At 66.6% G+C, this 25,544-nt stretch carries 18 protein-coding genes; 2 read left to right on the forward strand and 16 right to left on the reverse strand.

Annotation, left to right across the window (positions count from 1 at the left end; genetic code table 11):
* Positions 1 to 48: 48 nt before the first annotated feature.
* The 14 genes from tkt to ACM0PB_RS19085 form a co-directional block, all read right to left on the reverse strand.
* Positions 49 to 2,046: a transketolase gene (gene tkt / locus ACM0PB_RS19020; RefSeq protein ID WP_065179078.1), complete on the reverse strand. Its 1,998-nt coding sequence runs from the start codon at positions 2,044 to 2,046 to the stop codon at positions 49 to 51.
* 126 nt (positions 2,047 to 2,172) lie between these two features.
* Positions 2,173 to 2,595 (reverse strand): hypothetical protein, encoded by a 423-nt coding sequence (locus ACM0PB_RS19025; protein WP_227837915.1) that lies wholly within the window; start codon positions 2,593 to 2,595, stop codon positions 2,173 to 2,175.
* Between the two features lie 77 nt (positions 2,596 to 2,672).
* Positions 2,673 to 3,992 (reverse strand): dicarboxylate/amino acid:cation symporter, encoded by a 1,320-nt coding sequence (locus tag ACM0PB_RS19030; RefSeq protein WP_065185312.1) that lies wholly within the window; start codon positions 3,990 to 3,992, stop codon positions 2,673 to 2,675.
* A gap of 57 nt (positions 3,993 to 4,049) precedes the next feature.
* Positions 4,050 to 5,765 (reverse strand): BatD family protein, encoded by a 1,716-nt coding sequence (locus ACM0PB_RS19035; protein WP_065185313.1) that lies wholly within the window; start codon positions 5,763 to 5,765, stop codon positions 4,050 to 4,052.
* A complete protein-coding gene (locus tag ACM0PB_RS19040) occupies positions 5,762 to 7,585 on the reverse strand; it encodes a VWA domain-containing protein (RefSeq protein ID WP_414604612.1) in 1,824 nt (607 codons plus the stop codon). The genes ACM0PB_RS19035 and ACM0PB_RS19040 overlap by 4 nt, the downstream gene beginning before the upstream one ends.
* Positions 7,582 to 8,586, reverse strand: coding sequence for a vWA domain-containing protein (locus ACM0PB_RS19045; protein ID WP_053498463.1), 1,005 nt, complete (start codon positions 8,584 to 8,586; stop codon positions 7,582 to 7,584). The genes ACM0PB_RS19040 and ACM0PB_RS19045 overlap by 4 nt, the downstream gene beginning before the upstream one ends.
* Positions 8,583 to 9,032: a DUF4381 family protein gene (locus ACM0PB_RS19050; RefSeq protein WP_065179081.1), complete on the reverse strand. Its 450-nt coding sequence runs from the start codon at positions 9,030 to 9,032 to the stop codon at positions 8,583 to 8,585. Before ACM0PB_RS19050 ends, ACM0PB_RS19045 begins: the two co-directional genes overlap by 4 nt.
* A complete protein-coding gene (locus ACM0PB_RS19055; protein WP_065179082.1) occupies positions 9,029 to 9,958 on the reverse strand; it encodes a DUF58 domain-containing protein in 930 nt (309 codons plus the stop codon). The genes ACM0PB_RS19050 and ACM0PB_RS19055 overlap by 4 nt, the downstream gene beginning before the upstream one ends.
* 8 nt (positions 9,959 to 9,966) lie before the next feature.
* Positions 9,967 to 10,992 (reverse strand): AAA family ATPase, encoded by a 1,026-nt coding sequence (locus ACM0PB_RS19060; protein WP_065185315.1) that lies wholly within the window; start codon positions 10,990 to 10,992, stop codon positions 9,967 to 9,969.
* Between the two features lie 173 nt (positions 10,993 to 11,165).
* Positions 11,166 to 13,136 (reverse strand): type IV pilus secretin PilQ, encoded by a 1,971-nt coding sequence (locus ACM0PB_RS19065; protein ID WP_065185316.1) that lies wholly within the window; start codon positions 13,134 to 13,136, stop codon positions 11,166 to 11,168.
* A gap of 21 nt (positions 13,137 to 13,157) precedes the next feature.
* Complete coding sequence (locus tag ACM0PB_RS19070) at positions 13,158 to 13,691, reverse strand: pilus assembly protein PilP (RefSeq protein WP_005418914.1); 534 nt, start codon at positions 13,689 to 13,691, stop codon at positions 13,158 to 13,160.
* On the reverse strand, positions 13,691 to 14,347 hold the full coding sequence (locus ACM0PB_RS19075) for a type IV pilus inner membrane component PilO (RefSeq protein WP_057493352.1): 657 nt from the start codon (positions 14,345 to 14,347) through the stop codon (positions 13,691 to 13,693). The genes ACM0PB_RS19070 and ACM0PB_RS19075 overlap by 1 nt, the downstream gene beginning before the upstream one ends.
* Positions 14,344 to 15,243: a PilN domain-containing protein gene (locus ACM0PB_RS19080; protein WP_262090968.1), complete on the reverse strand. Its 900-nt coding sequence runs from the start codon at positions 15,241 to 15,243 to the stop codon at positions 14,344 to 14,346. The genes ACM0PB_RS19075 and ACM0PB_RS19080 overlap by 4 nt, the downstream gene beginning before the upstream one ends.
* Positions 15,243 to 16,301: a pilus assembly protein PilM gene (locus ACM0PB_RS19085; protein ID WP_014038321.1), complete on the reverse strand. Its 1,059-nt coding sequence runs from the start codon at positions 16,299 to 16,301 to the stop codon at positions 15,243 to 15,245. The genes ACM0PB_RS19080 and ACM0PB_RS19085 overlap by 1 nt, the downstream gene beginning before the upstream one ends.
* Positions 16,302 to 16,520: 219 nt before the next feature.
* On the opposite strand from ACM0PB_RS19085, the gene ACM0PB_RS19090 reads away from it, so the two are divergent.
* Together ACM0PB_RS19090 and ACM0PB_RS19095 are read left to right on the forward strand one after the other, a co-directional pair.
* The gene (locus ACM0PB_RS19090) at positions 16,521 to 18,944 is read left to right on the forward strand and encodes a penicillin-binding protein 1A (protein WP_065179086.1); all 2,424 of its coding nucleotides are present in this window, start codon (positions 16,521 to 16,523) and stop codon (positions 18,942 to 18,944) included.
* A 172-nt stretch (positions 18,945 to 19,116) separates the two neighbouring features.
* Complete coding sequence (locus ACM0PB_RS19095; RefSeq protein ID WP_065185318.1) at positions 19,117 to 19,761, forward strand: hypothetical protein; 645 nt, start codon at positions 19,117 to 19,119, stop codon at positions 19,759 to 19,761.
* A gap of 228 nt (positions 19,762 to 19,989) precedes the next feature.
* On the opposite strand, the gene ACM0PB_RS19100 is transcribed toward ACM0PB_RS19095, so the two are convergent.
* Together ACM0PB_RS19100 and ACM0PB_RS19105 are read right to left on the reverse strand one after the other, a co-directional pair.
* Positions 19,990 to 20,736 (reverse strand): hypothetical protein, encoded by a 747-nt coding sequence (locus tag ACM0PB_RS19100; RefSeq protein WP_414604613.1) that lies wholly within the window; start codon positions 20,734 to 20,736, stop codon positions 19,990 to 19,992.
* A 69-nt stretch (positions 20,737 to 20,805) separates the two neighbouring features.
* Positions 20,806 to 25,530, reverse strand: a complete 4,725-nt coding sequence (locus ACM0PB_RS19105) for an ESPR-type extended signal peptide-containing protein (RefSeq protein WP_414604614.1) — start codon at positions 25,528 to 25,530, stop codon at positions 20,806 to 20,808.
* Positions 25,531 to 25,544: the final 14 nt, after the last annotated feature.

Raw genomic sequence — 25,544 nt, forward strand, 5'->3', positions numbered from 1 at the left:
GAAAGGCCGGCTTGCGCCGGCCTTTCCTTCATCACTCCATGTCGCCGCTTACAGCGCCTTGGCGGCCTCCACCACGTGCGCCGTGGTGATGCCGAAGTGCTTGTACAGCTGGTCGGCCGGGGCCGAGGCACCGAAGGTGTCGATACCGATCACGGCACCGTCCAGGCCTACGAACTGGCGCCAGAAACCGGTGACGCCAGCTTCCACGGCCACGCGCTTGCGCACCGCGTTCGGCAGCACCGATTCACGGTAGGCCGCATCCTGGCGCAGGAACACGTCGGTGGACGGCATCGAGACCACGCGGGTCTTGATACCGGCCGCATCCAGCTGGGCCTTGGCTTCGGTAGCCAGCGAGACTTCCGAACCGGTGGCGATCAGGATCACGTCCGGGGTACCGGCGGCATCGGCCAGCACGTAACCGCCGCGCTCGATCTGCTTGATCTGCTCGGCGCTGCGCGGCTGGTGCGGCAGGTTCTGGCGGCTGAACACCAGGCAGCTCGGGCCGTCCTGGCGGGTGATCGCGGCCTTCCAGCTCACGGCCGACTCGACCGCATCGCACGGGCGCCACACGTCGTTGTTCGGGATGTAGCGCAGCGAGGCCAGGTGCTCCACCGGCTGGTGGGTCGGGCCGTCTTCGCCCAGGCCGATCGAGTCGTGGGTATAGACGTGGATGGCGTGGGCCGGAATCAGCGCGCTCATGCGCACGCCGTTGCGGGCGTAATCGCTGAACACCAGGAAGGTGGCGTCGAACGGAATGAAGCCACCGTGCAGGGCCAGGCCATTGGCGATGGCGGTCATGCCGAACTCGCGCACGCCGTAGTACACGTAGTTGGCGTTGGCGTCGTCGCTGGCGACCGACCTGCTGCCCTTCCACAGGGTCAGGTTGGAGTGCGCCAGGTCGGCCGAGCCACCGACGATTTCCGGCAGCAGCGGCGCATAGGCTTCGATGGCCAGCTGCGAGGCCTTGCGCGAGGCGATCGTCGGGCCCTCTGCGGCCACCTGGGCGATGTAGGCATCGGCCTTGGCAACGAAGTCGGCCGGCAGCTCGCCATGCGAGCGGCGGGTCAGCTCAGCCGCCTCCGCCGGATACTGGCTGGCGTACTTGTCGAACAGCTGTTCCCACTCGGCCTGGCGCAGCGTGCCGGCGCCATTGGCGCGCCAGCCGTCGTAGATCGCCTGCGGGATCTCGAACGGGCCGTATTCCCAGCCCAGCTGCTTGCGGGTGGCTTCCAGCTCGTCCTTGCCCAGCGGAGCACCGTGGCTGGATTCCTTGCCCGCCTTGTTCGGCGAACCGAAGCCGATGGTGGTGCGGCAGCAGATCAGGGTCGGCTTGTCGCTCTGCGACAGCGCGGCCTCGATGCCGGCCTTGATGCTTTCCGGGTCGTGGCCGTCAACATCGCGGATCACGTTCCAGCCATAGGCCTCGAAACGTTCCGGGGTGTTGTCGGTGAACCAGCCCTCGACGTTGCCGTCGATGGAGATGTGGTTGTTGTCCCAGAAGCAGACCAGCTTGTGCAGACCCCAGGTGCCGGCCAGCGAGGCCGCTTCGTGCGACACGCCTTCCATCAGGCAGCCATCACCCATGAACACCCAGGTGCGGTGGTCGACCACTTCCAGCTCCGGGCGGTTGAAGCGCTGTGCCAGCAGCTTCTCGGCCAGGGCGAAGCCCACGGCATTGGCGAAACCCTGTCCCAGCGGGCCGGTGGTGGTTTCCACGCCCGGGGTCTCGTGGCGCTCCGGGTGGCCGGCGGTGTGGCTGCCCAGCTGGCGGAACAGCTTGAGCTGCTCGATCGGCAGGTCGTAACCGCTCAGGTGCAGCAGCGCGTACTGCAGCATCGAACCGTGGCCGTTGGACAGCACGAAACGGTCGCGGTTGAACCAGTGCGGGTTGCTCGGGTTATGGCGGAGGTAGTCGTTCCAGAGGACTTCGGCGATGTCGGCCATGCCCATGGGCATGCCGGGGTGGCCGGACTTTGCGGTTTCAACCGCATCGGCGGCGAGGAAGCGGATGGCGTTGGCCAACTGGCGACGGGTAGGCTGCGTCATGGTTCTGTCGGAATCGGGAGGCGGCCGCGGACGTGCGGGCGGCCTATTGTCCCACAGACGCGGGGCCGGGTTCAGGCGTAGGACCAGATCCCTTGCCAGTGAAAGGGATCTGGTCCCGCCAACCCCTTACTTGGGCGCGGCAGCCTCGATCACGCCACACATCGACTTCTTCTGGAAGTCCTCGCCAGTGGCGTAGGTGGCCGGGGTGGTCTTGGTCACGGTGATCTTCGAACCCTTGCCCTCGGCTTCAACCAGCACGTTCCACGGCAGGGTGGTCTGGCCACCATTGAACTGGACGTTCTGTTCCAGGGTCAGCATGCCCAGGTCCTTGTCCACGCTGGCCACCTTCAGGCCCGACTTCACGCCCTCGATCTGGATACGCTTGAGAGCGTCGGCCGGGGTAACGTTGGGCACCACGTCCCAGGTGGTGAAGGTGCGCCCGGCGAAGAAGCTGCCGGTCTTGGTGTAGTTGGTTTCACAGGCCTTCTGGGCACTGGCGTCGAAAGCCAGCAGGCCCAGGGCGGCGACCATCACGTACGAAATCCTCATTTCTGCTCCCTTTCGCACGGCGCCAATCCCGACGCCTTCCATGCGTCGGGATAGTATCCATGGCATTCAGGGCGCGTTCAATCGAGGGGCGTGCCCAGCGCCGGTCCGTCATGCGACTCGCCCTTGGCCACCAGCGTGGTCAGGGCCAGGTCGCCGGTCACGTTCAGGGCGGTACGGCACATGTCCAGGAAGTGGTTCACGCCCAGGATCAGGCCGATGCCCAGCGGATTCACACCGACCATCGCGCAGATCATCGCCACCACCGGCAGCGAGCCCGACGGCACACCAGCAGTGCCGATGCCGCCGAGGATGCAGACCGCCATCACCATGATCTGCTGGCCAATGCTCAGGTCCACGCCAAAGAACTGGGCCAGGAAGATCACCGTCACGCCCTCGAACAGGGCGGTGCCGTTCTGGTTGGCGGTGGCACCCACGGTCAGCACGAAGCGCGACACGCGCTGCGGCAGGCCCATCTGGTCCGCCACGCGCAGTGCGGTCGGCAGGGTCGCGTTGCTGGAGGCGGTGGAGAACGCCATCACCGTCGCTTCCTGGGTATCGCGGAAGAACGACAGCGGCGAGCGGCCAGACAGCCATACGGCAGTACCGTAGGTCACGACCATGTGCAGGCCGAGCGCCAGCACCACCACGCCCACGTACGCGCCCAGGCGGATGATCAGCTCGAAGCCGAACAGCGCGGCCAGATTGAACATGAAGCAGGCCACTGCATAGGGGGCCAAGCGGATGACCAGGTTGATCAGGGTCATCGAGATTTCAAACACGCCTTCGATGGCGCGGCGCAACGGGGCGACCTTCTCGTTGTCGGTCAGCACCATGCCGATGCCGAACATCAGCGCGAAGAACATCAGCGACAGGATCGCGCCATTGTCCGACGCGGCCTGCAGCACATTGCTCGGCACGATCGACAGCAGCATGTCCATGCCCTTCGGCGTGCCATGGATGCCAGCGACGATTTCCTTGCTGCGTTCGGCGTTCTCCGACAGCATCATCGCGGCGACCTGCGGATCCACGCCGGCGCCCGGCTTGAGCAGGTTGACCAGCACCAGGCCGATGCCCACCGCGATGCCGGACAGCAGCACGGTATACGCCAGGGTCTTCCAGCCGATGCGGCCGAGGGCGCGGATGTCGCCCATCTCCGACACGCCCATGATCAGCGCCGAGAAGATCAGCGGCACGATCAGCATGAAGATCAGGTTGAGGAACAGGCCCGACGCCGGGGTGGTGACGTAGTCCATGACCCACTTGGCACCGGCCTGCAGACCATCGACGCTGCCGCCCAGGGCGTGCACGATCAGTCCCAGGATCAGGCCGATCGCAAAGCCGATGCCCATCTTCCAATGCAGGGGCAACTTCTTCTTGTCGGCAGCAGCTGCTGTCATGCGCGGGTTTCCTCGAAAAATGAATGCACTCTAACAAAGCGCGCAAGCGGCGCCGGTTCAGGTTCGCCGCGTTGGATACAACGGCGCCAGGCCAGTGTCGGCGGCGCCGGTAGCCGCCGACCAGTGCGGTCCGTCACGGAAGACCTCGCGCAGGCGCGTGCGCAAAGGGGCCAGTTCGCCCTGCCCGCCCCAGCGCGCCTGCTGCAGGTCCAGCAACACCTGGCGCTGGGCCGGGTCATCCAGCCGGGCGATCACCTGCTCGATGCGCTCCACGCCCGCCATCGCACACAGACGCGCCTCCACCTGATCGAAACCCTCACCATCCAGCGCGCGGCGCAGTTCGGCCAGGCCCGCGCGTCCGCTCACCACGGTCGGCACAGAGGGCGTGCCGGCTGCAGGCGTCGCCACACGCGGGCGTCGGCCTCGCTGCCAGCCCCACAACAGGGTCAGCAGCCACAGCAGCGCCAGGCCAATGGCCGCCGCCATCCACGGCCACGGACGCTCGGACAGGCCGCTGGCGCGTGGATCGGTCGCGGCGATACGCGCATCCTGTCCATCGCTGCCCGGCAGCGCGGCAGCGGTGTCGATCGGTGGCAGCGCTGCCGGCGAGGCAGTGGCAGCGCCGGTACCGGCCGCAACGGCCAGCGTCAGGTCCGGCAGCTTGGCTTCCTGTGCCTTGCCGTTGCGCACATCCCACCAGGGCAGGCGTGGTCCCGGCACCACCAGCGAACCCGGCTTGCGCGGCACGATCGAATAGCGGCGGGTGATCTTCAGGCGCGGCGTGCTGCCGTTGAAGGTCTCTTCGTACTGTGCCGGCTCGGCAAACACCTGCGCTGCGTTGCCGACATCGGGGACCGGCAGGTCGGTGAACTGTGCTCGGGTGGCGCCTTCGGCAACCGCTTCGACCACCACGTTGGCTGCCTCGCCGGTACGGGCACTGGTGGGCGCGCTGGTGTAGCGCAGCTGCAGGCTCTGCAGGGGCAACCACGGCTGCGGCGCCTGTGCCGGCTGTGCCTGCACCTGCAACGTGCGGTCTGCGCCAGTGGCATTCATGCGGCCATCGCCGCCCCCGAAGAAGTCATCGAAGAAACCTCCGGCACTGCGCCCGCTGAAACGCGCACCGGACAGCCGCAACGCGCCGCTGCGCTCGGGGATCAGCAGGAAACGTCGTTCGACCACGTTGTAGCGGCGCCCGTTGACCTGGCGCACATCTGTGCGGTCGTCGCCAACGCGCTGCAACGACGCGCCCGCCGGGGTATCCAGCACCAGCTCGCCGGAGGCCAGCTGCGAGGCGAAATACAACCGCACCACCACGCCCACGCTCTGCTGCACGTACGGCGTATCGTCATCGACAAGGGTTTCGATGAAGGCCATCGCATTGCTGTCAGGCCTGGCCACGGCGGCCGCATCGACCTGCAGCGTCAGCGGCGCAGTGCGCACACTGCCCACCTGCAGGCCCGGTACCACCAGCGCACCACTGCGCCGCGGCGTCAGCGCCACGCCATACAGGTTGCGCTGCCGCATGCTGCCATTGCTCCATTCCACCTGGCGGCTGCTGGTCTGGCCGCTCAGGTCGAAGTCGGTGCGCAATGGCGTGAAGTCGGGAGCGCCCTGATCGCTCTCGACATTAAGGGTGACCGTATCACCCATCGCGATGCGGTCGCGGTCCAGCCAGGCACGTGGTTGCGCCCAGGCCAGCAGCGGCAGCCACAGCAACAGCGCCGCCAGTACCGGCCGTGACCAGTGCCCGTGCATGTTGATCGCCCGCGTCATCGCCCTTCCCTCTTCCTGCGTTCGTTTTCCAGCTGGAACTTGGCCCGCAGCAGCGCGCCCGGATCATCCGGCACACGCCGCATCCACGCTTCCACCGCCTGTTGCTCCTCGCGCTCGCGCGGCGTGCGGCCCTCCCCCCCCGGTACGGGTTTGCCGTCCTTGCCAGCCTCGCCCTCGCGTGCCTGCTGCATCGCCTGCTGCATGCGCTGGCGCTGCTGCTCATCGGCCTGGGCCTGTGCCTTGGCATCCTCCACCTGTGGTGGCGCCTGCTGGCCATCGCGGCCGCGCTCGCCGGGCTGCGGGCTCGACGGGTTCTTGTCGTCACCCGCCTTGGGCTGCCCCTGCTGGCCCTGGCCGGGATTCTGCTGTCCCTGCTGCGGCTTCTGGCCCTGCGGGTTCTGCTGGCCCGGGGCATCGTTCTGCTGCTTCTGCTGCCCTTTCTGCGGTGGCTTCTGCTGATCCTGGCCTTTGCCACCCGACTGCCTGCGCTTGCGCGCGGCATCGACCACGGCACGGTTGGCGACCGCATCGGCCATGCCGGGATGCAACGCCAGCGCGCGGTCGTAGGCGGCGATCGCTTCGTCGTAGTTGCCTTCGCGTGCCAGCGTGTTGGCCAGGTTGTACCAGCCGGCATCGCTGTCGATACCCTCGAACTGCCTGCGCGCAGTGGCGAAGTCGCCCTTGCGGTAAGCCTGGACCCCCTCGGCCAGGCGCTGATGCTGCGCCTGGTCGTTACGCTTCCACAGCGTGCCCTGCGCGGGTTGCGAGGCCTGCGTCGCAGGTGCCTGCGCCTGCGCGTCATTCATCCATGGCACGAGGCCGACCGCGAGCACCGCGGCCAGCAGCGCACGACGGCGGAAGGCCAGCAATGCCAGCAGCATCACCGGCGGCAGCAGCCAGAAGCCTTCGTCACGCCACTGCTTGCCTTCGCCCGGCCGCTGCGCCGGCGTGCCTTCGCGCGCGTCGAGTACACCGAGCGCACGCAGATCGCTGTCATCGGCGGAGATGCGTGCATAGCGGCCGCCGCCGGCAGTGGCCACCGCGCGCAGGCTGCCTTCATCCAGCGCAGCCTGGCGGATCTGCCCGCTGCCATCGCGGTAGGCCGCACCGGCAGGCGTGCCCAGGCCCAGCACCGACACCTGCAGGCCCAGGCTGCGTGCCTGCGCTGCCGCCAGTGCAGCTTCACCATCCGCCTGATCGCTGACCAGCAGGATCTGCCCCTGCAGCGCACCGATCTGCCGCATCAGCCGTGCTGCCCAGTCGATGCCGCGGTCGGCACGCTGGCCATCGCGTGGCATCACGTCCGGCGACAGCGCATCCAGATACAGCGCAACATTGCGGCCGTCATCAGTCAGCGGCGCCACGGTGTAGGCATCATCGGCATACACCACCAGGCCCACCTGCCCGCCCTGGCGCGCGCGCAGCAGCTCGCCCACTTTCGCGCGCGCCTGCAGCAGGCGCGACGGTGGCAGATCGGTTGCGCTGATCCGGCTGGACAGGTCCAGTACCACCAGCAGCGGTGCGCTGGCCTGGAACATCGGCTGCGCCTGCTGCCGCCAGCTCGGCCCGGCCATCGCCAGCGATGCCAGTGTCCAGCCCAGCAGCAGCGCCCATGGCAGGCGCACACGACGCTTCGCGCCGGCGGCCAGCAGATGTGGCAACAGATGTGCATCCACCGCCTGCCGCCACGCATCACTGCGCCGTTGCCGGTACAGCGCCAACGCGATGATCAGCGGCAGCGCCAGCAGTGCCCACAACCACTCGGGCCGCAGGAAGTGCAGCGCGTTCCAGTCGGGAAGATTCGAAGCAAACGCGATCATCGGCGACGCTCCGGCCACAGCCATGCCAATGCGCCCAGCAGCAATGCCAGGCCCAACGGCCACGCATAGCGTTCCTCGCGAGGGCGCAGGCTCGGGCCCTTTGCGGCCACTGGCTCCAGGCGATCGAGCTCGGCATAGATGCCGGCCAGCTGCGCGGTATCACGCGCGCGGAAGAACTGGCCGCCGGTCATGCTGGCGATCCTCTTCAGAGTGGCCTCATCGACCGGATCCTGGTCGGTGGAAATCGGAATGCCGAACAACCGCATGCTGCCATCGCCGCCAAACGCAACCGTGTGGATGCGCACGCCCTCGGCGCGCGCCACTTCCGCGGCGCGCAGGGGTTCCAGCACACCAGCATTGCTGACACCATCGGTCAACAGGATCAGCACGCGCTGCCCCTCCGGCTGGCTACGCAGGCGCTTGACCGCCAGGCCGATGGCATCCCCGATGGCGGTCTCGCGCCCGGCCAGCCCGACCACGCTGTCGCGCAGCTGGTCGCGCACGCTGGCCAGGTCCGCAGTCAGTGGCGTGAGCGTATAGGCGCGGTCGCCGAAGATCAGCAGGCCAACGCGGTCGCCGGCACGACGATCCAGGAAGTCGGCCAGCACGGCCTTGGCCGCGGTGAGGCGATCGACCGCCTGGCCGCCCAGCACCATGTCGCCCTCGCCCATGCTGCCGGACACATCCATCGCCAGCATCATCTGCCGCCCCTGCTGCGGCGGGGTGATGGCTTCGCCCAGCTGCTGCGGTCGTGCCAGCGCGATGCACAGTGCACACCAGCCCAGCCACAGCAGCAGCGTGCGCAGCCACGACGCGTCAACACGGCCGCCACCAGACAGGGCTTCGAGCTCGGCGGCAGCATAGGGCACACGCAGTGCGGCGCCGGGTTCTGCACGGCGCTTCCACCAGCGCATCAGCAGCGGCATCGGGAGGGCCAGCAGGGCCAGCGGCCACGCCAGCTGCAGGTCCGGCCATGGCCAGTAACTTGCCAGCAGGTTCATCGGCGCCGCTCCAGCAGCATCGCCAGATAGCGTTCGCGGGCCCAGCTGCGCACAGCGGCCACGTCGTTGCTGTCGACGCACGGGCGATAGGCGCCTTCGGCCAACAGGCTGCGGCGCGCATCGGGCAACGTGCCCTGCGGGTCCAGGCGTTGCCACCAGGCGTCATCGCGCAGTGATTCGCTGCCCGGCTTCGCATGGCGTGCGGCACGGCGCAGCAGTCCCGCGATGGCCGCCAGTTCGGCCGTAGCGTCGGGGGCGATTGCCAGTTCCTGATCGAACAGCTGCAACCAGCGCTGGCGGCGGCGGCGACGTCGCCACATCACCACGGCGATCACCAGCAGCACCAGCACGACCACCGCGCCGATCATCAGGTAACCAGGGGCTGGCGGCCACCATGACGGTGCTGGCGGCAGCTGCACATCGCGCAACGGCAGCGCGGCGCTCATGCCGGCACCTCGGTCGGCGACGGCGCCAGCCAGGCGTCGCTGGGCGCATCGGAGGACAGCACCTGCACGTCGACACGGCGTGCGCCGAGCTGGCGCCGAAGTTCCTGCAGCGGCTCGACAAAGTGCGCCTGCCAGTGCGCCTGCACTTCGCTGCGGCGCAGGTCGAGACCGATGCGCTGCTGCGCGGTCTGGAACTGCAACGCCGCCGACGGTGGCCGCAGCTCCAGTGGATCGACCAGCAGCACCAGGCTGAGGTCGTGATGCTGGGCCAGCGCGCTCCAGCGCGCGGGCGGAATGCGGATGGCCTGCTGCGGATCGGCCAGCACCAGCATGCGTGCCCCCGGGCGCAGCACGCGACCGGCATGGTCCAGCGCGCGCTCCAGGCCCAGATCGTCGGCTGGCGGCTGTGCGTACCAGCGGGTCAGCGCGTCGAGCACGCGCAGCACGCCGCGTGGCCCACCTGCCGGAGCGATCGGCGCTTCGCGGTCGCTGCCACGCAATGCGCCCACGCGGTCGCCACGGCGCTGCGCCGACCACGCGGCAACAGCACCGGCGCGTGCGGCCTGCACCGATTTGAAGCGCACGCGGGTGCCGAAGTACAGCGCCGGCGAGGTATCGGCCACGATCAGGCTGACTCGTTCGCGTTCGGCCTGGAACAGTTTGGTATGGGCGCGACCGGTGCGCGCCGTCACACGCCAATCGATGTGGCGCGCGTCGTCGCCGGCCACGTATTCGCGCGACTCGGCGTACTCCATGCCGCGGCCGCGCAGCGGGGACGGTGCCTGGCCCGCGTTGCCGGTGCGGCCACGGCGCGGCGGCGGCGGACGCTGTGCCAGCCGGCGCAGCGCGACCAGTTCGGCCAGCTGCGGGCGCAGCCCGTCACCTTCGAGCGCAGACGGTGCCTGTTCCACGGATGGATCGGTCATGCGCAGGCTCAGGGTGCCGGCACCCGGGCCAGCAGCTCCTGCACCAGGCGCTCGCCGTCCCAGCCTTCGGCGGTGGCTTCATAGCTGGGCAGCACGCGATGGCGCAGCACGTCGGCGGCGACCGCGCGCACGTCGTCGGGCGTGACGAAGTCACGGCCAGCCAACCACGCCCGCGCGCGGGCGCAGCGTTCCAGTGCGATGGAACCGCGCGGGCTTGCCCCCCATGCGATGCGGCGGCCGAGGCCGGCGTCGTAGCGCGATGGATCACGCGAGGCCAGCACCAGTTCGATCAGGTAGCGCTCCAGTGCCGGTGCCATGTGCAGGTCCAGCACTTCGCGGCGGGCGTCGAACACGTCCTGCATCGGCATCTTGTCTGGCGCCGGCGCGGCCTCGCCCAATGCACCACGGGCACGCTCACGGGCCAGCCGCAGGATCTCCGATTCGGCGGCCTGGTCCGGGTAACCGATGCGCACATGCATCAGGAAGCGGTCCAGCTGCGCTTCCGGCAGCGGGAACGTGCCTTCCTGCTCGATCGGGTTCTGCGTGGCCATCACCAGGAACAGCGGCGGCAGCGCATAGGTATGGCGGCCAACCGTGACCTGGCGCTCGCCCATGGCTTCCAGCAGCGCCGACTGCACCTTGGCCGGCGCACGGTTGATCTCGTCGGCCAGCAGGATCGGGTGGAAGATCGGGCCAGGCACGAACTCGAAGCGGTCCTCCTGAGGGCGCCAGATCTCGGTGCCGGTGAGGTCGGCCGGCAGCAGGTCGGGGGTGAACTGCACGCGGGCAAAGTCTGCTTCCAGGCGCGAGGCCAGTGCACGGATCGCCGTGGTCTTGGCCAGGCCCGGCGCGCCCTCCACCAGCAGGTGGCCGTCGGCCAGCAACGCGATCAGCAGGCGTTCGACCAGGGCCGCCTGGCCGACGATCTCGGTCGACAACGCATCGCGCAGCTGGGTGAATGCCGCATGCAGGCGGGAGGTTGCCGGCGCGGGCGGCGGCGAGACAGTTTCGGGCATCGGCGGTGGCAGGTTCATGGGGGCCTTTGACCGGCGCAGGACGGCACGGGTTCCCGACATCATCGCAGGGTGCCTTGCGATTGGCATCAAGAACGGCTGAACAGCGCATCCGCGCATGGCGTGGATCTACCGGCGGAAACGAGGAAGGGCCGCACAGGGCGGCCCTTCTTCGAAGACTTCGGAGCGGTGGCTCAGTTCTGCTTGGCCACGCGCAGCACCTTCGGGGTGACGAACACCAGCAGTTCGGCCTTGTCCTTGTTGCGGCCGCGCTTCTTGAACAGGTTGCCCAGGAACGGCACGTCGCCCAGGAACGGCACCTTGCTGATGCTGTTGCGATCGGTGAACTCGTAGACACCACCGATCACCACGGTCTGCCCGTCCTCGACCAGCACCGCGGTATTGACTTCGCGGCGGTTGATCGACGGCACCGTGCCGTAGCCCTCCAGCTGGATCAGCTGGTCGACTTCGTCCTTCTTCACCTGCATGTTGAGGAACACGCGGTTGTCGTTGGTGATGGTCGGAGTGACCTTCAGCTCCAGCACCACTTCCTTGAACTGCACGTTCGGCGTCGCCACGCCGCCAGCGGTACCACCGCTGATGGTGACGTAACCGATCTCCTTGCCCTGCTTGATCATCGCTTCGCGCTGGTTGGTGGTGACCACGCGCGGGTTGGAGATCACCTCGCCTCGCGATTCCTGCTGCATGGCCGACAGTTCCACGTCCAGCAGGTAGCCGGCATTGAGGATCGACAGTGCCAGCGAACCCGGGTTGCTGGCGGCGGCCACCGGCAGGTTCCAGTTCAGGCCACGGGTGATCGCCGAGCCGGACTTCACCGGCGGCGGGCCGACCCGGCCACCGGCTTCCCAGTCACGCTCGGCCTTGGCGTTGGCCAGGTCGGTCGTCACCTGCGACTCACGGGTCTTGGCGTTGGCATCCAGGCTGCCGCTGAAGTACACGTTGTCGCGGCTGCCGCTGACACCGAACTTCGCACCCAGTTCGCGGGCGAAGGTATCGGTGGCGATGACGATGCGGCTTTCGATCAGCACCTGGTCGACCGGGCGGTCGATCACGTTGATCAGCTCGCGCATGCGCGCGATCTTCTTCGGGATGTCGCTGATCATCAGCGTGTTGGTGCGCTCGTCGGCCACGATGCGGCCGCGCGAGGACAGGAAGCCACTGTCTTCCTGCGACGAGCTGCCCGAACCACCACCGCTGCCACCACCGCCACTGCCACCGATGCCCTTGGCCTCGGTCAGCGCTTTGAAGATCTGCGTGGCGCTGTGGTAGTTGATCTGGATGTAGTCGGTCTGCAGGTCTTCGCGGTTCTCGATGGCGATGCGCGCGTCTTCCTTCTCCTGCTCGAACTTGGCCAGTTCAGCCTGCGGCGCCACCCAGATCACGCTGCCATCGCGACGCTTGTCCAGGCCCTTGGCGCGCAGGACGATGTCCAGCGCCTGGTCCCACGGCACATTGACCAGGCGCAGGGTCACATTGCCCTGCACCGAGTCGGACGCAACCACGTTCAGGTTGGACTCCTCGGCGATCAACTGCAGCACGGTGCGCACCGGCACGTCCTGGAAGTTGAAGGTCACCGGCTTGCCGGTGAAACCACGCTGGCCGACGGCCTTGGCCGCCTGGGTGACGCTGCCGGCGGTGACCGCGCCGACGGCGGCCGGGGCCTGCCGCGGGCTGATCTCGACCACGTACTCATTGCCGCTCTGGTAGGCCAGCGACTCCACGGCACCCCCGGTGCTCAGCACCAGCTGGGTACCGGCACCGGACGGTTTGGCGTCGATGCGCTGTACCGGCGTGGCGAAGTCGGTGACGTTCATCGGCTTCTGCAGGTTGGCCGGCAGTCGGGCATTGCCGACGTCGACCACGACGCTGTTGCCCTGCGTGCGCAGGTCAGGGATCGCGCCCTGCCCGTCGAACTGCACGATCAGGCGCCCGGCGCCGTCATCGCCACGCTTGAAATCGATCTTGGCCACCGACAGGCCTGCCGGCGCAGCGGCCGGTGCCACGGTGGCGCCCACCGGCTTTTCCGCCGGTGCGGCAGCCAGCGCCGGAGCGCAGGCCAGCATCAGCGCGACTCCCAGCGCGCTGACACGGTTCAAGGTAGAGCGCCGGATGGGACGCAGCCCCTTGGCTTGGTGAAAGGTCATCGTGCTATCCCCAGTAAACGATCATTGATCTTCAAGCGAGAGCGTTGCCGGCCGTTCCAGCCAGCCACCCGCGCCATCCGGCACCAGTTCGATCAGCTCCACGCGGTCTTCGAAGACCGCCGTGACCCGCCCGTCGCTCTGCCCCAGGTAACCGCCCGGGCGAACCCGGTAGGTGACCTTGTCCGGCCCCATCACCAGCGCCACGGTGCCTGCACCGGTACCGATGGTGCCGACCATGTCCAGCGCATCCAGCGGGAAGCCTTCCAACGGCTCCTTGCGCCGGTTCGGGTCCGGTCGCAATCCGCCGTTCCCCTGCTGCGGATTGGTCCAGGCATCGGTGAACGGATCGCGCATGCCCTGCGCGGAGTATTCAAAGGTCTCGAACTGCTGCATCACCGGCAGCGGCTCCAGCGGTTGCGCCGGTCGCGCGCGCTCGCCTTCCACCCACTTCTCAAGGTTCGGTGCGTCGCCGGGCGTGCTGGTCACGCCACGGCCGCAACCGGCCAGCAGCAGTACAGCCAGCACCATCGCACCACGTACGGTCTGCGCGCGCATCACTTCTTGCCCTCCTTGCCAGCGTCGGCCGCCTGCTGCGCCTGCACTTCGGTCTCGTCCAGGTAACGGTAGGTCTTGACCGTACCGGACAGTTCCAGTGCACCGCTGCGGACGTTGCCGCCGGTCTTTTCCTTGGGCTTGAGGTTGATGTCATGCATGGTCAGGATCACCACCCGCGGCAACGAGGCCACGCCACTGACGAATGCGCCGAACTGGTGGTAACTGCCCACCATGCGCAGCTTGATCGGCTTCTCGGCGTAGAACTCCTTGATCTGCTCCTGCTCCGGCTCGAACAGCTCGTTGGTCAGGCCGCTGGACAGCGCGGTCTGCGAGATGTCGATGATCAGGTCGGGCATTTCGGTCTTGCTCGGCAGCTGCCGCAGCATCTGCTGCAGCACCTGCTCCATCTGCGCCAGCTGCTGCTTCAGCGGCCCCAGGTTCACCGCGCGTTCCTGCTGCTTGGTGAACTCGGCGCGCAGCTCGACTTCCTTCGATTCCAGGCCGGCCAGTTCTTCGCGCTTGCCGCTGATCAGCAGCATCCACGCCACGAACATGATGACCAGCGCCAGCAACGAGCAGAAGACGATCTTGGCCTTCTGCGGCCAGTTGCCGATGTCGTTGAAATCCAGGTTCTTGATATCGATCTTCTGGCTCATGCGCGGTCCCCCTGCAGCAGCGCATTGAAGGCCTGCGGCGGCTGCGCCAGGCGGCTGCCCTCAGGCTTCGGGGCAGGTGCCGGGGCCGGCGCGGCGGCCGGAGCGGCCGGTTGGTTCGGCTTGGCCGGAGTGGCCGGCGGTGCAGCGGCCGGTGCGGCGGGAGCCGCTGCCGGCTGGCCCGCTGCCGGCTGGCCCGCTGCCGGAGCCGCAGGCGTCGCGGCATCCGGACCTGCGGCCAACGGAGCCACCGGTGCCGGCGGAGCCGTCGCCACCGACCCATCGGCGTTCAGGCCCGGCGTCGCCGAGACCTCTTCGCTCTGTGCCGGCAGTTTCACCTTGACCACGAACACGTAGGGCAGCGCCTTGATGTCGGCCAGCGGACCGACCTTGCCATCCTTGTCCTTCTCCGGGTCACGCGCTTCGATGATCGACAGCTCCGGATTGGTCATCCAGCCGGAGGTCTCCAGGTTGCGCATGTAGGCCGAAACGCGGGCGTTGGACTGGGTGCGGCCTTCCAGCGTCAGCACATCCCCTTCCTGCTTCAGCGCGGTCAGCACCACGCCATCGGGAATGGTGCGTACCAGCGCGTCGAACAGGTGGACCATCTGCGAGCGCTTGGCCTGCAGTTCCTCGATCACCTTCTTGCGGGCCAGCAGGCGTTCCTTCTGCGCGTCGAGGCGATCGATCTCCTTGTTCTGTTCCTTGACCTTCTCGATCTCGGCTTCCAGATAGGCGTTGCGGTCCATCTGGCCGCTCACCTGGCGGTCGTAATAGAACCAGATCATCAGCGACAACAGCAGGCCACCGACAGCGGCCATGCCCAGCATTGCGTAGAACTCGCGCTGGCGTTGCTTGCGCCGCTCGGCGCGCCAGGGCAATAGATTGATGCGTGCCATCAGTCGAAGCTCCTCAGCGCCAGACCGGTCGCGATCATCAGCGCGGGGGCATCCTGGGCCAACGCATGCGCGTTCACCTTCGGCCCCAGGGTCATCTGCGCCAGCGGGTTGGCGACCACGGTCGGCACGCCCAGCTGTTCCTCGACCATCTCCGGCAGGCCACCGAGCACGGCGCAGCCGCCGGCCAGCACGATGTGATCGACGCGGTTGAATTCGCTGCCCGCATAGAAGAACTGCAGCAGGCGGCTGATCTGCTGGACCGTGGCTTCCTTGAACGGCTCCAGGACTTCCATCTCGTAGCTTTCCGGCAGGCCGCCCTGGCGCTTGGCCAGCCCGGCTTCCTCGTAGCTCAGGCCGTAGCGGCGCATGATCTCGTCGGTCAGCTGCTTGCCACCGAACACCTGCTCGCGGCTGTAAAGGCTACGACCGCCGCGCAGGACATTGAGGGTGGTCATGGTGGCGCCGATGTCGACCAGCGCAACCACGCCGTCGATGGACACCGGCAGCTCGCTGGCGACCAGGGCGTAGGCGTTCTCGACCGCAAAGGCCTCCACGTCCATCACCTTGGCCTGCAGGCCACCGAGCTCCAGTGCGGACTGGCGCAGCTCGACATTCTCCGAACGCGACGCGGCCAGCAGCACCTGGACCATCTCCGGGTTGTTCGGGATCGACCCGATCACCTCGAAGTCCAGGTTCACTTCCTCGATCGGATACGGAATGTAGTTGACCGCTTCCAGCTCGATCTGGGCTTCCATGTCGTTTTCGTCGAGATCGGCCGGCATCGGGATCACCTTGGTGATCACCGCCGACCCCGCGACGGCGGCAGCGGCCAACTTGGCCTTGCTGCCTGAACGGTTCATCGCCCGGCGGATGGCCTCACCGACGGCCTCCACTTCGACGATGTTCTTCTCCACCACCGCATTCGGCGGAAGAGGTTCCACAGCGTAATGTTCCACGCGGAAACGATTGCCGCTGCGGGACAGCTGCAAAAGCTTTACCGCAGTCGAACTGATGTCGACGCCTACAAGCGGCGACTGACTTTTTGGGATGAGCCCCACGGTTTCTCCCCTGCCGACGGGCACTTGGACGCAAGACCTGCGTCCGAGCATTAATAACGTATTCTTAGCAAATGGCAACGGCCCTGCTGTGAAATCCCTCACGGATTCACCATGCAGCCCCTGACTGTTCCCCTTGCGCTCCCCGGTGCCGACCCCAGCCGCCACCTTGCGTAATCTATACTCTGCGACCACGAAATTCGCAATCGGAATCTGAACCCGATGACTCGACTCCGCCGCTGGCTGCGCTGGATCTTCCTGATTGTCCTGGTCCTGGCGCTGATCGGCGCGGCCGCCGTGGGCGGTCTGTACTACGCTGTGTCCTCCAAGCTTCCCGACGTGCAGACCCTGCGCGACGTGGAAATGCAGGAGCCGATGTACGTCTACGCTGCCGACGGCAAGCTGATGGCGGTGTTCGGCGAGACCCGGCGCACCCCGGTCACCATGAAGGACGTGCCCGAGCGCCTGAAGCAGGCCTTCCTGGCCACCGAGGACGCCCGCTTCTACGAACACGGCGGCGTGGACTACATGGGCATCGGCCGTGCGGTCTGGCTGCTGGCCACCACCAACGACAAGCGCGTGCCGGGTGGCTCCACCATCACCCAGCAGGTTGCCCGCCAGTTCTTCCTCAGCTCCGAGTACAGCTACACCCGCAAGCTGGCCGAGATCCTGCTGGCGCGCAAGATCGAGTCCGAGCTGAGCAAGGACGAGATCTTCGAGCTGTACCTGAACAAGAGTTTCTTCGGCAACCGCGCCTACGGCGTGGCGGCCGCCGCCGAGTTCTACTACGGCAAGAAGCTGAACGAGCTGGACCTGGACGAGATGGCCTCGCTGGCCGGTATCCCCAAGTTCCCGTCGTCGGGCAACCCGATCTCCAACCCGGAACGTGCCCGCCAGCGCCGCGACAATTACGTGCTGCAGCGCATGGCCGACCTGAAGTTCGTCAGCCAGGCCGAAGCCGACGCGGCCAAGGCCGTGCCGATGCACGCCACCGCGCATGAGCCGCCGGTGCAGGTCGATGCGCCCTACGTGGCCGAGCTGGTGCGCCAGGAAATGATCGCCCGCTTCGGCGGCGACGTGGTCAACAAGGGCTACCACGTCACCACCACGATCGACTCCACCCTGCAGACCGCCGCCAACCTGGCCGTCCGTGATGGCCTGCTGCTGTACGACCACCGCCACGGCTGGCACGGCGTGGAGAAGCAGGTGCAGCTGGGCGCCGGCGACGATACCGCCGCGCTGGCCGAGCACCTGCGCGGCATGTACGGCCAGGCCGGCCTGCTGCCGGCAATCGTCGCCAGCACCGCGGCCGATGGCAGCGCCACGGTGGTGCTGGCCAACCGCACCGAGATCGTGCTGCCGGCCGGCGCCGCCAAGTGGACCAACAAGACCCCGGGCAAGCTGGTGCAGCGCGGCGACATCGTGCGCGTACGCGCCGGTGCCAAGGAAGGGGAGTGGCTGCTGGACCAGATCCCGCGCGGCCAGTCCGCACTGGTCTCGCTGGATGCCCACAGCGGCGCGCTGAAGGCGCTGGTGGGTGGCTTCAGCTTCTCCGGCAACAAGTTCAACCGCGCCACCCAGGCCCGCCGCCAGCCGGGTTCGAGCTTCAAGCCGTTCGTCTACGCGGCCGCTTTCGACAAGGGCTACAACCCAGCCTCGATCGTGCTCGACGCCCCGGTCGTGTTCCGCGATCGCCGCGGCAAGACCTGGGCCCCGCAGAACGACGGCGGCGGCTTCCGCGGCCCGATGCGCCTGCGTGAAGCGCTGGTGCAGTCGCGCAACCTGGTCTCGGTACGCCTGCTTGATGGCATGGGCGTGGACTACGCGCGCAAGTACATCAGCGAGTTTGGCTTTGCCGAATCGGAGCTGCCGCCGAACCTGTCGATGTCGCTGGGCACTGCATCGCTGACCCCGCTGTCGGTGGCGCGTGGCTACGCGGTGTTCGCCAATGGCGGCTCGCGCGTGGATACCTGGTTGATCGACCAGGTCAATGACCGCGACGGCAACCTGGTGTTCAAGGAAAACCCGGCGCTGGCCTGCCGCGACTGCGCCGGCAGCAGCGATCAGCCGGTCAACCAGGTGGTGGATGGCTTCAACTTCGGCGCCCCGGCCCCGAAGGTGGACCCGGCCGCTGCGGCCAAGGCCGAAGCCAAGACCGAAACTGCCGCCGCTCCGGCCAACCCGGATGCCCGCACCGCTCCGCGCGCGATCGACGCCCGCACCGCCTACCAGCTGGTGTCGATGATGCGCGACGTGGTCCAGCGCGGTACCGGTGTGCAGGCCAAGGTGCTCGGCCGCGAGGACGTGGGCGGCAAGACCGGCTCCACCAACGACCATCGTGACGCCTGGTTCTCCGGCTTCGGCGGCCCGTACGTGACCACCGTGTGGGTGGGCCGCGACGACTTCCGCTCGCTGGGTTACCGCGAGTACGGCGGCAAGGCGGCGCTGCCGATCTGGATCGACTACATGCGCACCGCGCTGAAGGACACCCCGATCGCGCAGAACGAGCCGCCCAGCGGCATGGTCCAGGCCACGCTCAACGGCGCGACCGAGTGGGTGAAGGTGGAAGACATGGATCGCCTGACCGACTACGACCTGAACCTCAATACGCCGCAGGCCGACGCCGCCGCGTTCGATATCTTCTGAGGAAGGGTGCAGTGGGTGCCAACCGTGGGTTGGCACCGATGCGACTGTAGAGCCGAGCATGGGCTCGGCTCTACAGGATCAACGGCACCCGCTTGCTCCCCTCCGTGAAATACCTACGCGGATGTCACATCCGTGCGCTAGTCTGTAGCCAGGTCGCAACAGGAGTCATCGCATGCATCGCGCCCGTCAGCATGCTGCCAGCCAGACCCGCGAGCGGCGTCACCGCCTCGCCCACGAAGCCGCCCGCCTGATGGCCGAAGGCGGCATCCGCGACTACCACCAGGCCAAGTTGAAGGCTGCCAGCCGGCTTGGCATCCACGACGATGCCTCCCTGCCCCGCAACACCGAGATCGAAGACGCCCTGCGCGAGTACCAGCGGCTGTTCGCCGGGCCCCAGCACGGCAACGAACTGCAGCGCCGCCGCGAGGCTGCGATGCGCGCGCTGGAGTTCCTGCACGGCTTCGCCCCACGGCTGGCCGGCCCGGTACTGGAAGGCACCGCCGATGCCAACAGCCCGGTGCAGCTTCACCTGCACAGCGACGACCCGGAAGCCGTGCATCGCTTCCTGGACGAGCACGGCATTCCCGCCGAGTCGCGGACGCGCCGGCTGCGCATGGACCGCGAGCGCAGCCTGGATGTGCCGGTGTGGGTGTTCAGTGCCGAGGAGCTGACCTTCGACCTGGCCGTGCTGCCGTACGATGCCCTGCGTCAGGCACCGTTGTCGCCGGTCGATGAGAAGCCGATGCGGCGCGCGTCTGTCGCGCAGTTGCGGCAGGTGCTGGCCGAGGCCGAGATCACCGCGTATATCGGCGGGTGACAGCTGCGCGGGTTCTGGTGGGTGCGGACCGTTGGTCCGCACGGTGCATCAGGCATCCGGACACCTGACCGAAGAGCAGCCGAGCATGGCTCGGCTCTACAGGAGGTGCGTTGCCTGCTTCCCTCTTCTGGTGGGTGCGGACCGTTGGTCCGCACGATGCATCAGGCATCCGGATAGCTGACCGAAGAGCAGCCGAGCATGGCTCGGCTCTACAGGAGGTGCGTTGCCCTACCAGACATCATGGTGCTGCTCCTCCGTCTCATCGCCAAGCAGGCGCATCAGCCAGGGGGCTCCCGCCCGCTGCGGGTACGCCATCATCATCCGCGCGTGCATGTTCTGCAGATCGCCCAACAACCAGGTCTGGTTGTAGACATCGCCGAACGGATCGGACCACGCCGTCTGTATCCGCGCGCGCTCACCGCCGTTGAGGTTGGGCATCCTGTCCAGCGGGATCTCCAGTACCGGCTCCAGCGCCCGGTTGATGGCCGCGTTCTCCGCCTCCGCCGCACGCATGAGTTCCAGCCGATGGCTCACCTGCCAGCACGGGAAAGGGAAGCAGCTTCCCGTGGCATCGATGTACGTCGCGATGTCGGCCAGCATGTGAGCCTTCAGCTGCCACACCACCGCACTGTCCAGCAGCTGCCGCACCCGCAGTGTGCGCAGCGTGCCGTCGCGGACATCCTCCGGCGTGGCGAACGGCTCGCCCGGGGTTGGGCCGCCATGCCGCACCAGCACGATGCGATGGATCGCCTCCTGGGTGATGTTCTCCACGCGCAGCGCGGCGGCCTCCGGATGCACGCGCGGCGGCGGCACGCTCGATACCCGCCAGGTGTACCAGGCCGCCAAGCCCATGCCCGCCACGCACAGCAGGGCGAACAGCAGCCAGCGGTCCAGATTGCGGGTGTAGTAGTAATACCGCGCCCGCCAAAGGTAGAACGTGCGGTAGCTGATGAACCGGCTTACCCATCGATACATTGCCATTTCCTCGGCAAGGGCCCCGGCGCGGCGGGGCGGATTACGCGCGTCACGCCGGGGCTCCATGGCTTACCAGCCGATGCCCACGCCGACGCCCATGCTGCGCTCACCGCTGTTGGTGAACGCACCATTGAGGCTGAAGGTGGCCGATCCCTTCTCGTTGAGCACGCGCTGGTAGCCCACGGCCATCGCCGACTCACCCTCGCTGTAGCCCACGCCCGCACCGAGGCGGTTGTAGGTGGCCAGGCCCGCAGTGTTCATCGCCATCGCGGTCTGTGCGCTGCTCATCGCCGCCATGCGGTTGAAACGCTTGTCCATCTTGTCCAGGCGACGTTCGAAATTGCTGATCGCGCCATCGGTGTACTCGTTGGCGCGGGCCAGCATCTTCTCCAATTCAGCGGTATCGACCTGCGGCTTGGGCGTGTCGTCCTGCTTCGACTTCGGCTGCGGCGCGGGCTTCTCACCCTCGCCGACCAACGCCACCTGCTGGCCGCCTTCGGCCTGCGGCACCGGTGCTTCCGGCTCCGGCGCCGAAGCGACGGCCATTGCCCGCGGCTGCGGCGCATCGATGCGCTCTTCCAGGCCATCGATACGGCCGTTGAGCTGCTGCTGCATCGAATGCAGCTGGCCACCATTGACCGCATCGCGGCTGCCGGCGGCGACCAGGCCATTGGCCACGTTGGAGATGACCATGCCGTGGGTTCCGGCCAGGGTGAGCTGGTTGAGACCGTCGGCGCGGACCGAGGGGGTGTCCTGGAACACGCTGCGCAGCTGGGACTCGACCTGGTTCACGCGCGAGGTGGTGCTGATGACTGCTCCGTCGAGCGCCTCCAGCGCACCATTGAGGGTGGACTGGGACTGGCCCTGCACGGTGAAGCTGGGGCCGACGATGTTGCCGTTGGCATCGACTTCACCGCCGAGCGAGGAAAGCGCCCCGCGCAGCTGGCCGACGGTCGCGGCATTGTGGTTGGCCGTGCCGTTGGCGATGTTTACGAGGCGGCGTTTGCTAAGCGCATTCCCGAACGACACGATGCCCGCTTCCGTCGCCTCAGACCCATTCCCTATAGACACGGAACCCAGAGCATTGAAACCAACCTTACTACTGGCACCAATTGCAATGCCACCTTGCGCACCGACCCTCGATCCAACTCCTACAGCAAATCCGCCGTCTGCGTGCTCCTCAACGAACGCTCCCCGCCCCAAGGCAACAGAATTGAATGCCAATGCAGAAGAAAAGGCCCCAACGGCGGTCCCACCCTCGCGCTGTGTACGTGCGGAGTCGCCGATTGCTACTCCCAAGAATCCTGCCACCGCATCCTGACTCAGCTCATCGACATTAACCTTAAAGAATCGCCTATGGTTCTCAATCTGCGATACCCGATCGCTAACACTGAACAACTGGCGCCCAGTAACTACTTCTCGACTATCCACGGAGAGCGTGCCATCGGCCACGCCAGTCAAACGCGCACCGCCAAAATCGATCGGGCCGCTCGTATCCAATCCACGCATGGCCTGCTCGCCCATCTCCCGCTCCTTGCGCATCGCCTCCAGATCATTTCGATTCTGCGAAATCTTCTGCTCTGCGGCGTACAGCTGATTGCCCGTTACGGCATCACGGCTTCCAAGCGCCACCCGACCGTCAGCCAGATTGGTCAACACCATGCCGTTCGCGCCACTCAGCACGATCTGGCTCATGCCATCGCCACGGGCCGAGGGCGAATCCTGGAAGATCGAGTTGAGTTGGCCTTCCACCTTGTCCGCACGGCGGCCTGCGGTGATGACAGCGCCATCGAGCGCCATCAACGCGTCTTCAACGGTGCTCTGCGTACCGCCCTGCACCGAGTAGGTCGGTGCAATGATGTTGCCATTGATATCTGTTCCAGCCCCGCCGCCGAGCGTAGCAAGGGCATCTTTAAGCTGTGAGATGTTGACAGCATTGTGATCCGCCGTGCCGCGGGAGACATTCACAAGTCGGCGGCCCATACCGGACGCACCAAAGGACACGGTCCCCGCCTCGGTAGCTTCGGAACCTGCGCCAAGCGCGAGAGAGTCAACAGCCGTCGCAGCAACCTTTGCACCAGAGCCGACTGCAACGCCATTGCTTGCATGTACGCTCGACCCCGCTCCCAACGCGAATCCATTGGCGGCAAGCTCCGCGACAAGGGATGCACGGCCAATTGCCACCCCGTTCCGTCCAAGAGAAGTAGAGAACGCGCCAACCGCGGTTCCGCCCTCAGCACTAGCCTTTGCAGAATCCCCGATAGCGACACCAGCCTGCCCGGCCACAGCGTCCCTACTGAATCCATCCACTCCGACGCTTACATATTTGCCTACGTTCTCCACTTCCGTCAGCCGCATGTTTGTTGCGAATAGCTGGCGCCCCGAAACGCCATCACTACTGTCTGAACTCAGTGTTCCATCTGAGACTCCGCTGATTCTTCTGTTCTCATTTCTGTTGTTACGCACATCCAACAACGTTCCACTATTCCTCTCACCCAAGCGGACATTGCCGTTGGCGGCAGCCTGACTGACCAGTCCTTCAAGCGCGGCGGTGCTGACTAACGCCTTGGCAGCGTCCGCCTTCGCAACCGTTGCATCCGCCTGCGCCGCCGTAGCCGCTTTCTCCACGTCAGCCACCTGCACATTGGTGGCATTGAGCTGCTTGCCGTTGACCGCTTCATTGCTGCTGGCGCTTACCGTGCCATCCGCCACACCGGTAACCTTACGGCTGGCGTCGGCGCTGTTGCGCACGTCCAGTACGGTGCCGCTGTTCTTCTCACCCAGGCGGACACTGCCGCTGACGGCGGTCTGAGAGACCAGGCCGGCGAGCGCGGTCGTCTCGGTCAGTGCCTTGGCAGCATCGGCTTTTGCGGCATTGGCCGCCGTCTGCGCGCTTGTAGCCGTGCTCTGCGCAGTGGACACGGCCTGGTTGGTCGCGAACAGCTGATTGCCGGTGATGGCATCGGTACTGCCATTGCTGACCGCGCCATCGGCAATGTACTGGATCTTGCGCTTGAGAGTGGCACTGCCCACCGATACGGAGTTGACCGACGCTGTGACGGCGCCAGCACCCAGTGCCACCGCATTGTCATGGCGGGCGTTGGCCCGGTCACCCAGTGCAACGGCGCTGGTGTTGGCCGATACCGCAAGATTGCCCAACGCGGTGGCGAACTGCGCGGTGGCCTCGCTGCCACGCCCCAGCGCAGTGGACTGCTTTGCCGTCGCTTTGCTCAGGTACCCCATTGCAGTGGCATGCTCGGCGGCCGCATTGGCGTCACCGCCTACGGCAATGGAGAAGTTGCCGCTGGCAATGGCCCGGAAGCCGGTCGCGACCGCGCCGTTTGCGCTGCGCGTACTTGCACCGATGGACACGCCGGCATTCTGGTTGTTCACCTTGTTGCCCTCTGCATCGACGCCGGCCAGCGCGTCGAATCCGAGTGCGACACTGCGACCGTTGTAGGCCTTGGCATTGTTGCCGATGGCGGTGCTGATGCCGTAGCTCCCCGATTCTGCGACCGCGCCCTTGCCCAGTGCCAGTGTAGTGGCATCGATGCGGTTGGTGGCGGACTGCGCAAGCGTACGGACGTCGGCAAGGTCTCCCTTTACAGTTCCCACTGCCGATTCCACTGTCCCCAGCCTGGAGTTCGTGGCGTTGAGCTGCCTTCCATTCACGGCATCCGTACTGCTTGTCGTCAACGTTCCATCAGAAACGCCACTCACTTTTCGCGTCGCCAACACTGCATTGCGCATGCTGACTTCCGTGCCGGTATTGCTGTTGGCAATACGCACTATGCCACTCGCGGAATCCTGCTTGATCAAGCCATCGACCCGCTCGTTCATCGCATGCAGTTGCTTGCCGGTAACGGCATCTGAGCTTGACGCCGTGATGCGGCCGTCTTCCACGTTCACAATCCGCCGTCGCAGCGTGGAACTGCCCACGGAAACAGTGTTCTTTTCGGTTGCGGAAGAACGCACACCCAGCGCAACTGCTCCTTGCGCGGTGGTCGACGCGCCGTAGCCCAGGGCTACGCCATCAATGCGCGCCTCGGCGCCACCGCCTATGGCGATTGCACCGGTGTAACCCGGCGTCCCGGCCTTCGCAGCAGCACCTATGGCGATGCCGGACGTGCCGCCGCCGGTATCGACCGAGGCTTTGCTGCCCAGGGCTACGCCATCAACGCCATTGGCGAATGCGTTTGCGCCCATTGCGACCGCATTCTCGCCCTGTGACAACGAGCCACTGCCGACCGCAAGCGCGTTCTGACGCGTTGCAGCAGCGCTGTTTCCGAATGCGGTGGAGCCGATTCCCTTGCCGTAGGCGTTCGTGCCCACAACTGTGCTGTGACCGCCATTGGCGCTGGCATTGTAGCCAACAGCAACGCTGTCCACGCCGTTTGCATTTGCCTTGGCGCCGAATGCAGAACTGAAGTTCCCCTTCACATAGCTTTGGTGACCAAAGATGGTGATCCAGTCGCCATCTGCTACCGCCCCGCCTCCCATGGCGAGATAGTCCTTACTACCCAGAACAGCATCTGCGTAGGAGACTCCCGACGTTCTACCAATGATCGGGACACAGTTGACGTTTCCAGAGTCGGTGTAACTGCATCCCCCCATGTAGAAGGCCGCTGCTTCTGCTCCACTCAGGCCCGGCCCGATCTGCATAAGCGCGACTAGCGCTGTAGCCGTGCACGCTTTCGCCACACGCCCGCCGCCTTGGTTGCGGTTGATCAGCTCGCTGGCTACCTCCCAGCACCCCTTGGCCCGGTTCCAGATACGCCGATAGATTCGATTCATGGTCTTTCTCCTTA

Origin of the sequence: Stenotrophomonas sp. AR029 (assembly GCF_047520695.2) — a bacterium.
Classification (GTDB): Bacteria; Pseudomonadota; Gammaproteobacteria; order Xanthomonadales; family Xanthomonadaceae; genus Stenotrophomonas; species Stenotrophomonas sepilia.

Coding starts and splice junctions, on each gene's coding strand:
- ACM0PB_RS19065 (WP_065185316.1), bottom strand. CDS start 13,136: ATGACCTTTCACCAAGCCAAGGGGCTGCGTCCCATCCGGCGCTCTACC.
- ACM0PB_RS19045 (WP_053498463.1), bottom strand. CDS start 8,586: ATGAACCTGCTGGCAAGTTACTGGCCATGGCCGGACCTGCAGCTGGCG.
- ACM0PB_RS19080 (WP_262090968.1), bottom strand. CDS start 15,243: ATGGCACGCATCAATCTATTGCCCTGGCGCGCCGAGCGGCGCAAGCAA.
- ACM0PB_RS19095 (WP_065185318.1), top strand. CDS start 19,117: ATGCATCGCGCCCGTCAGCATGCTGCCAGCCAGACCCGCGAGCGGCGT.
- ACM0PB_RS19100 (WP_414604613.1), bottom strand. CDS start 20,736: ATGTATCGATGGGTAAGCCGGTTCATCAGCTACCGCACGTTCTACCTT.
- ACM0PB_RS19035 (WP_065185313.1), bottom strand. CDS start 5,765: ATGACGCGGGCGATCAACATGCACGGGCACTGGTCACGGCCGGTACTG.
- ACM0PB_RS19055 (WP_065179082.1), bottom strand. CDS start 9,958: ATGACCGATCCATCCGTGGAACAGGCACCGTCTGCGCTCGAAGGTGAC.
- ACM0PB_RS19060 (WP_065185315.1), bottom strand. CDS start 10,992: ATGAACCTGCCACCGCCGATGCCCGAAACTGTCTCGCCGCCGCCCGCG.
- ACM0PB_RS19050 (WP_065179081.1), bottom strand. CDS start 9,032: ATGAGCGCCGCGCTGCCGTTGCGCGATGTGCAGCTGCCGCCAGCACCG.
- ACM0PB_RS19105 (WP_414604614.1), bottom strand. CDS start 25,530: ATGAATCGAATCTATCGGCGTATCTGGAACCGGGCCAAGGGGTGCTGG.
- ACM0PB_RS19075 (WP_057493352.1), bottom strand. CDS start 14,347: ATGAGCCAGAAGATCGATATCAAGAACCTGGATTTCAACGACATCGGC.
- ACM0PB_RS19070 (WP_005418914.1), bottom strand. CDS start 13,691: ATGCGCGCGCAGACCGTACGTGGTGCGATGGTGCTGGCTGTACTGCTG.
- ACM0PB_RS19090 (WP_065179086.1), top strand. CDS start 16,521: ATGACTCGACTCCGCCGCTGGCTGCGCTGGATCTTCCTGATTGTCCTG.
- ACM0PB_RS19040 (WP_414604612.1), bottom strand. CDS start 7,585: ATGATCGCGTTTGCTTCGAATCTTCCCGACTGGAACGCGCTGCACTTC.
- ACM0PB_RS19030 (WP_065185312.1), bottom strand. CDS start 3,992: ATGACAGCAGCTGCTGCCGACAAGAAGAAGTTGCCCCTGCATTGGAAG.
- tkt (WP_065179078.1), bottom strand. CDS start 2,046: ATGACGCAGCCTACCCGTCGCCAGTTGGCCAACGCCATCCGCTTCCTC.
- ACM0PB_RS19025 (WP_227837915.1), bottom strand. CDS start 2,595: ATGAGGATTTCGTACGTGATGGTCGCCGCCCTGGGCCTGCTGGCTTTC.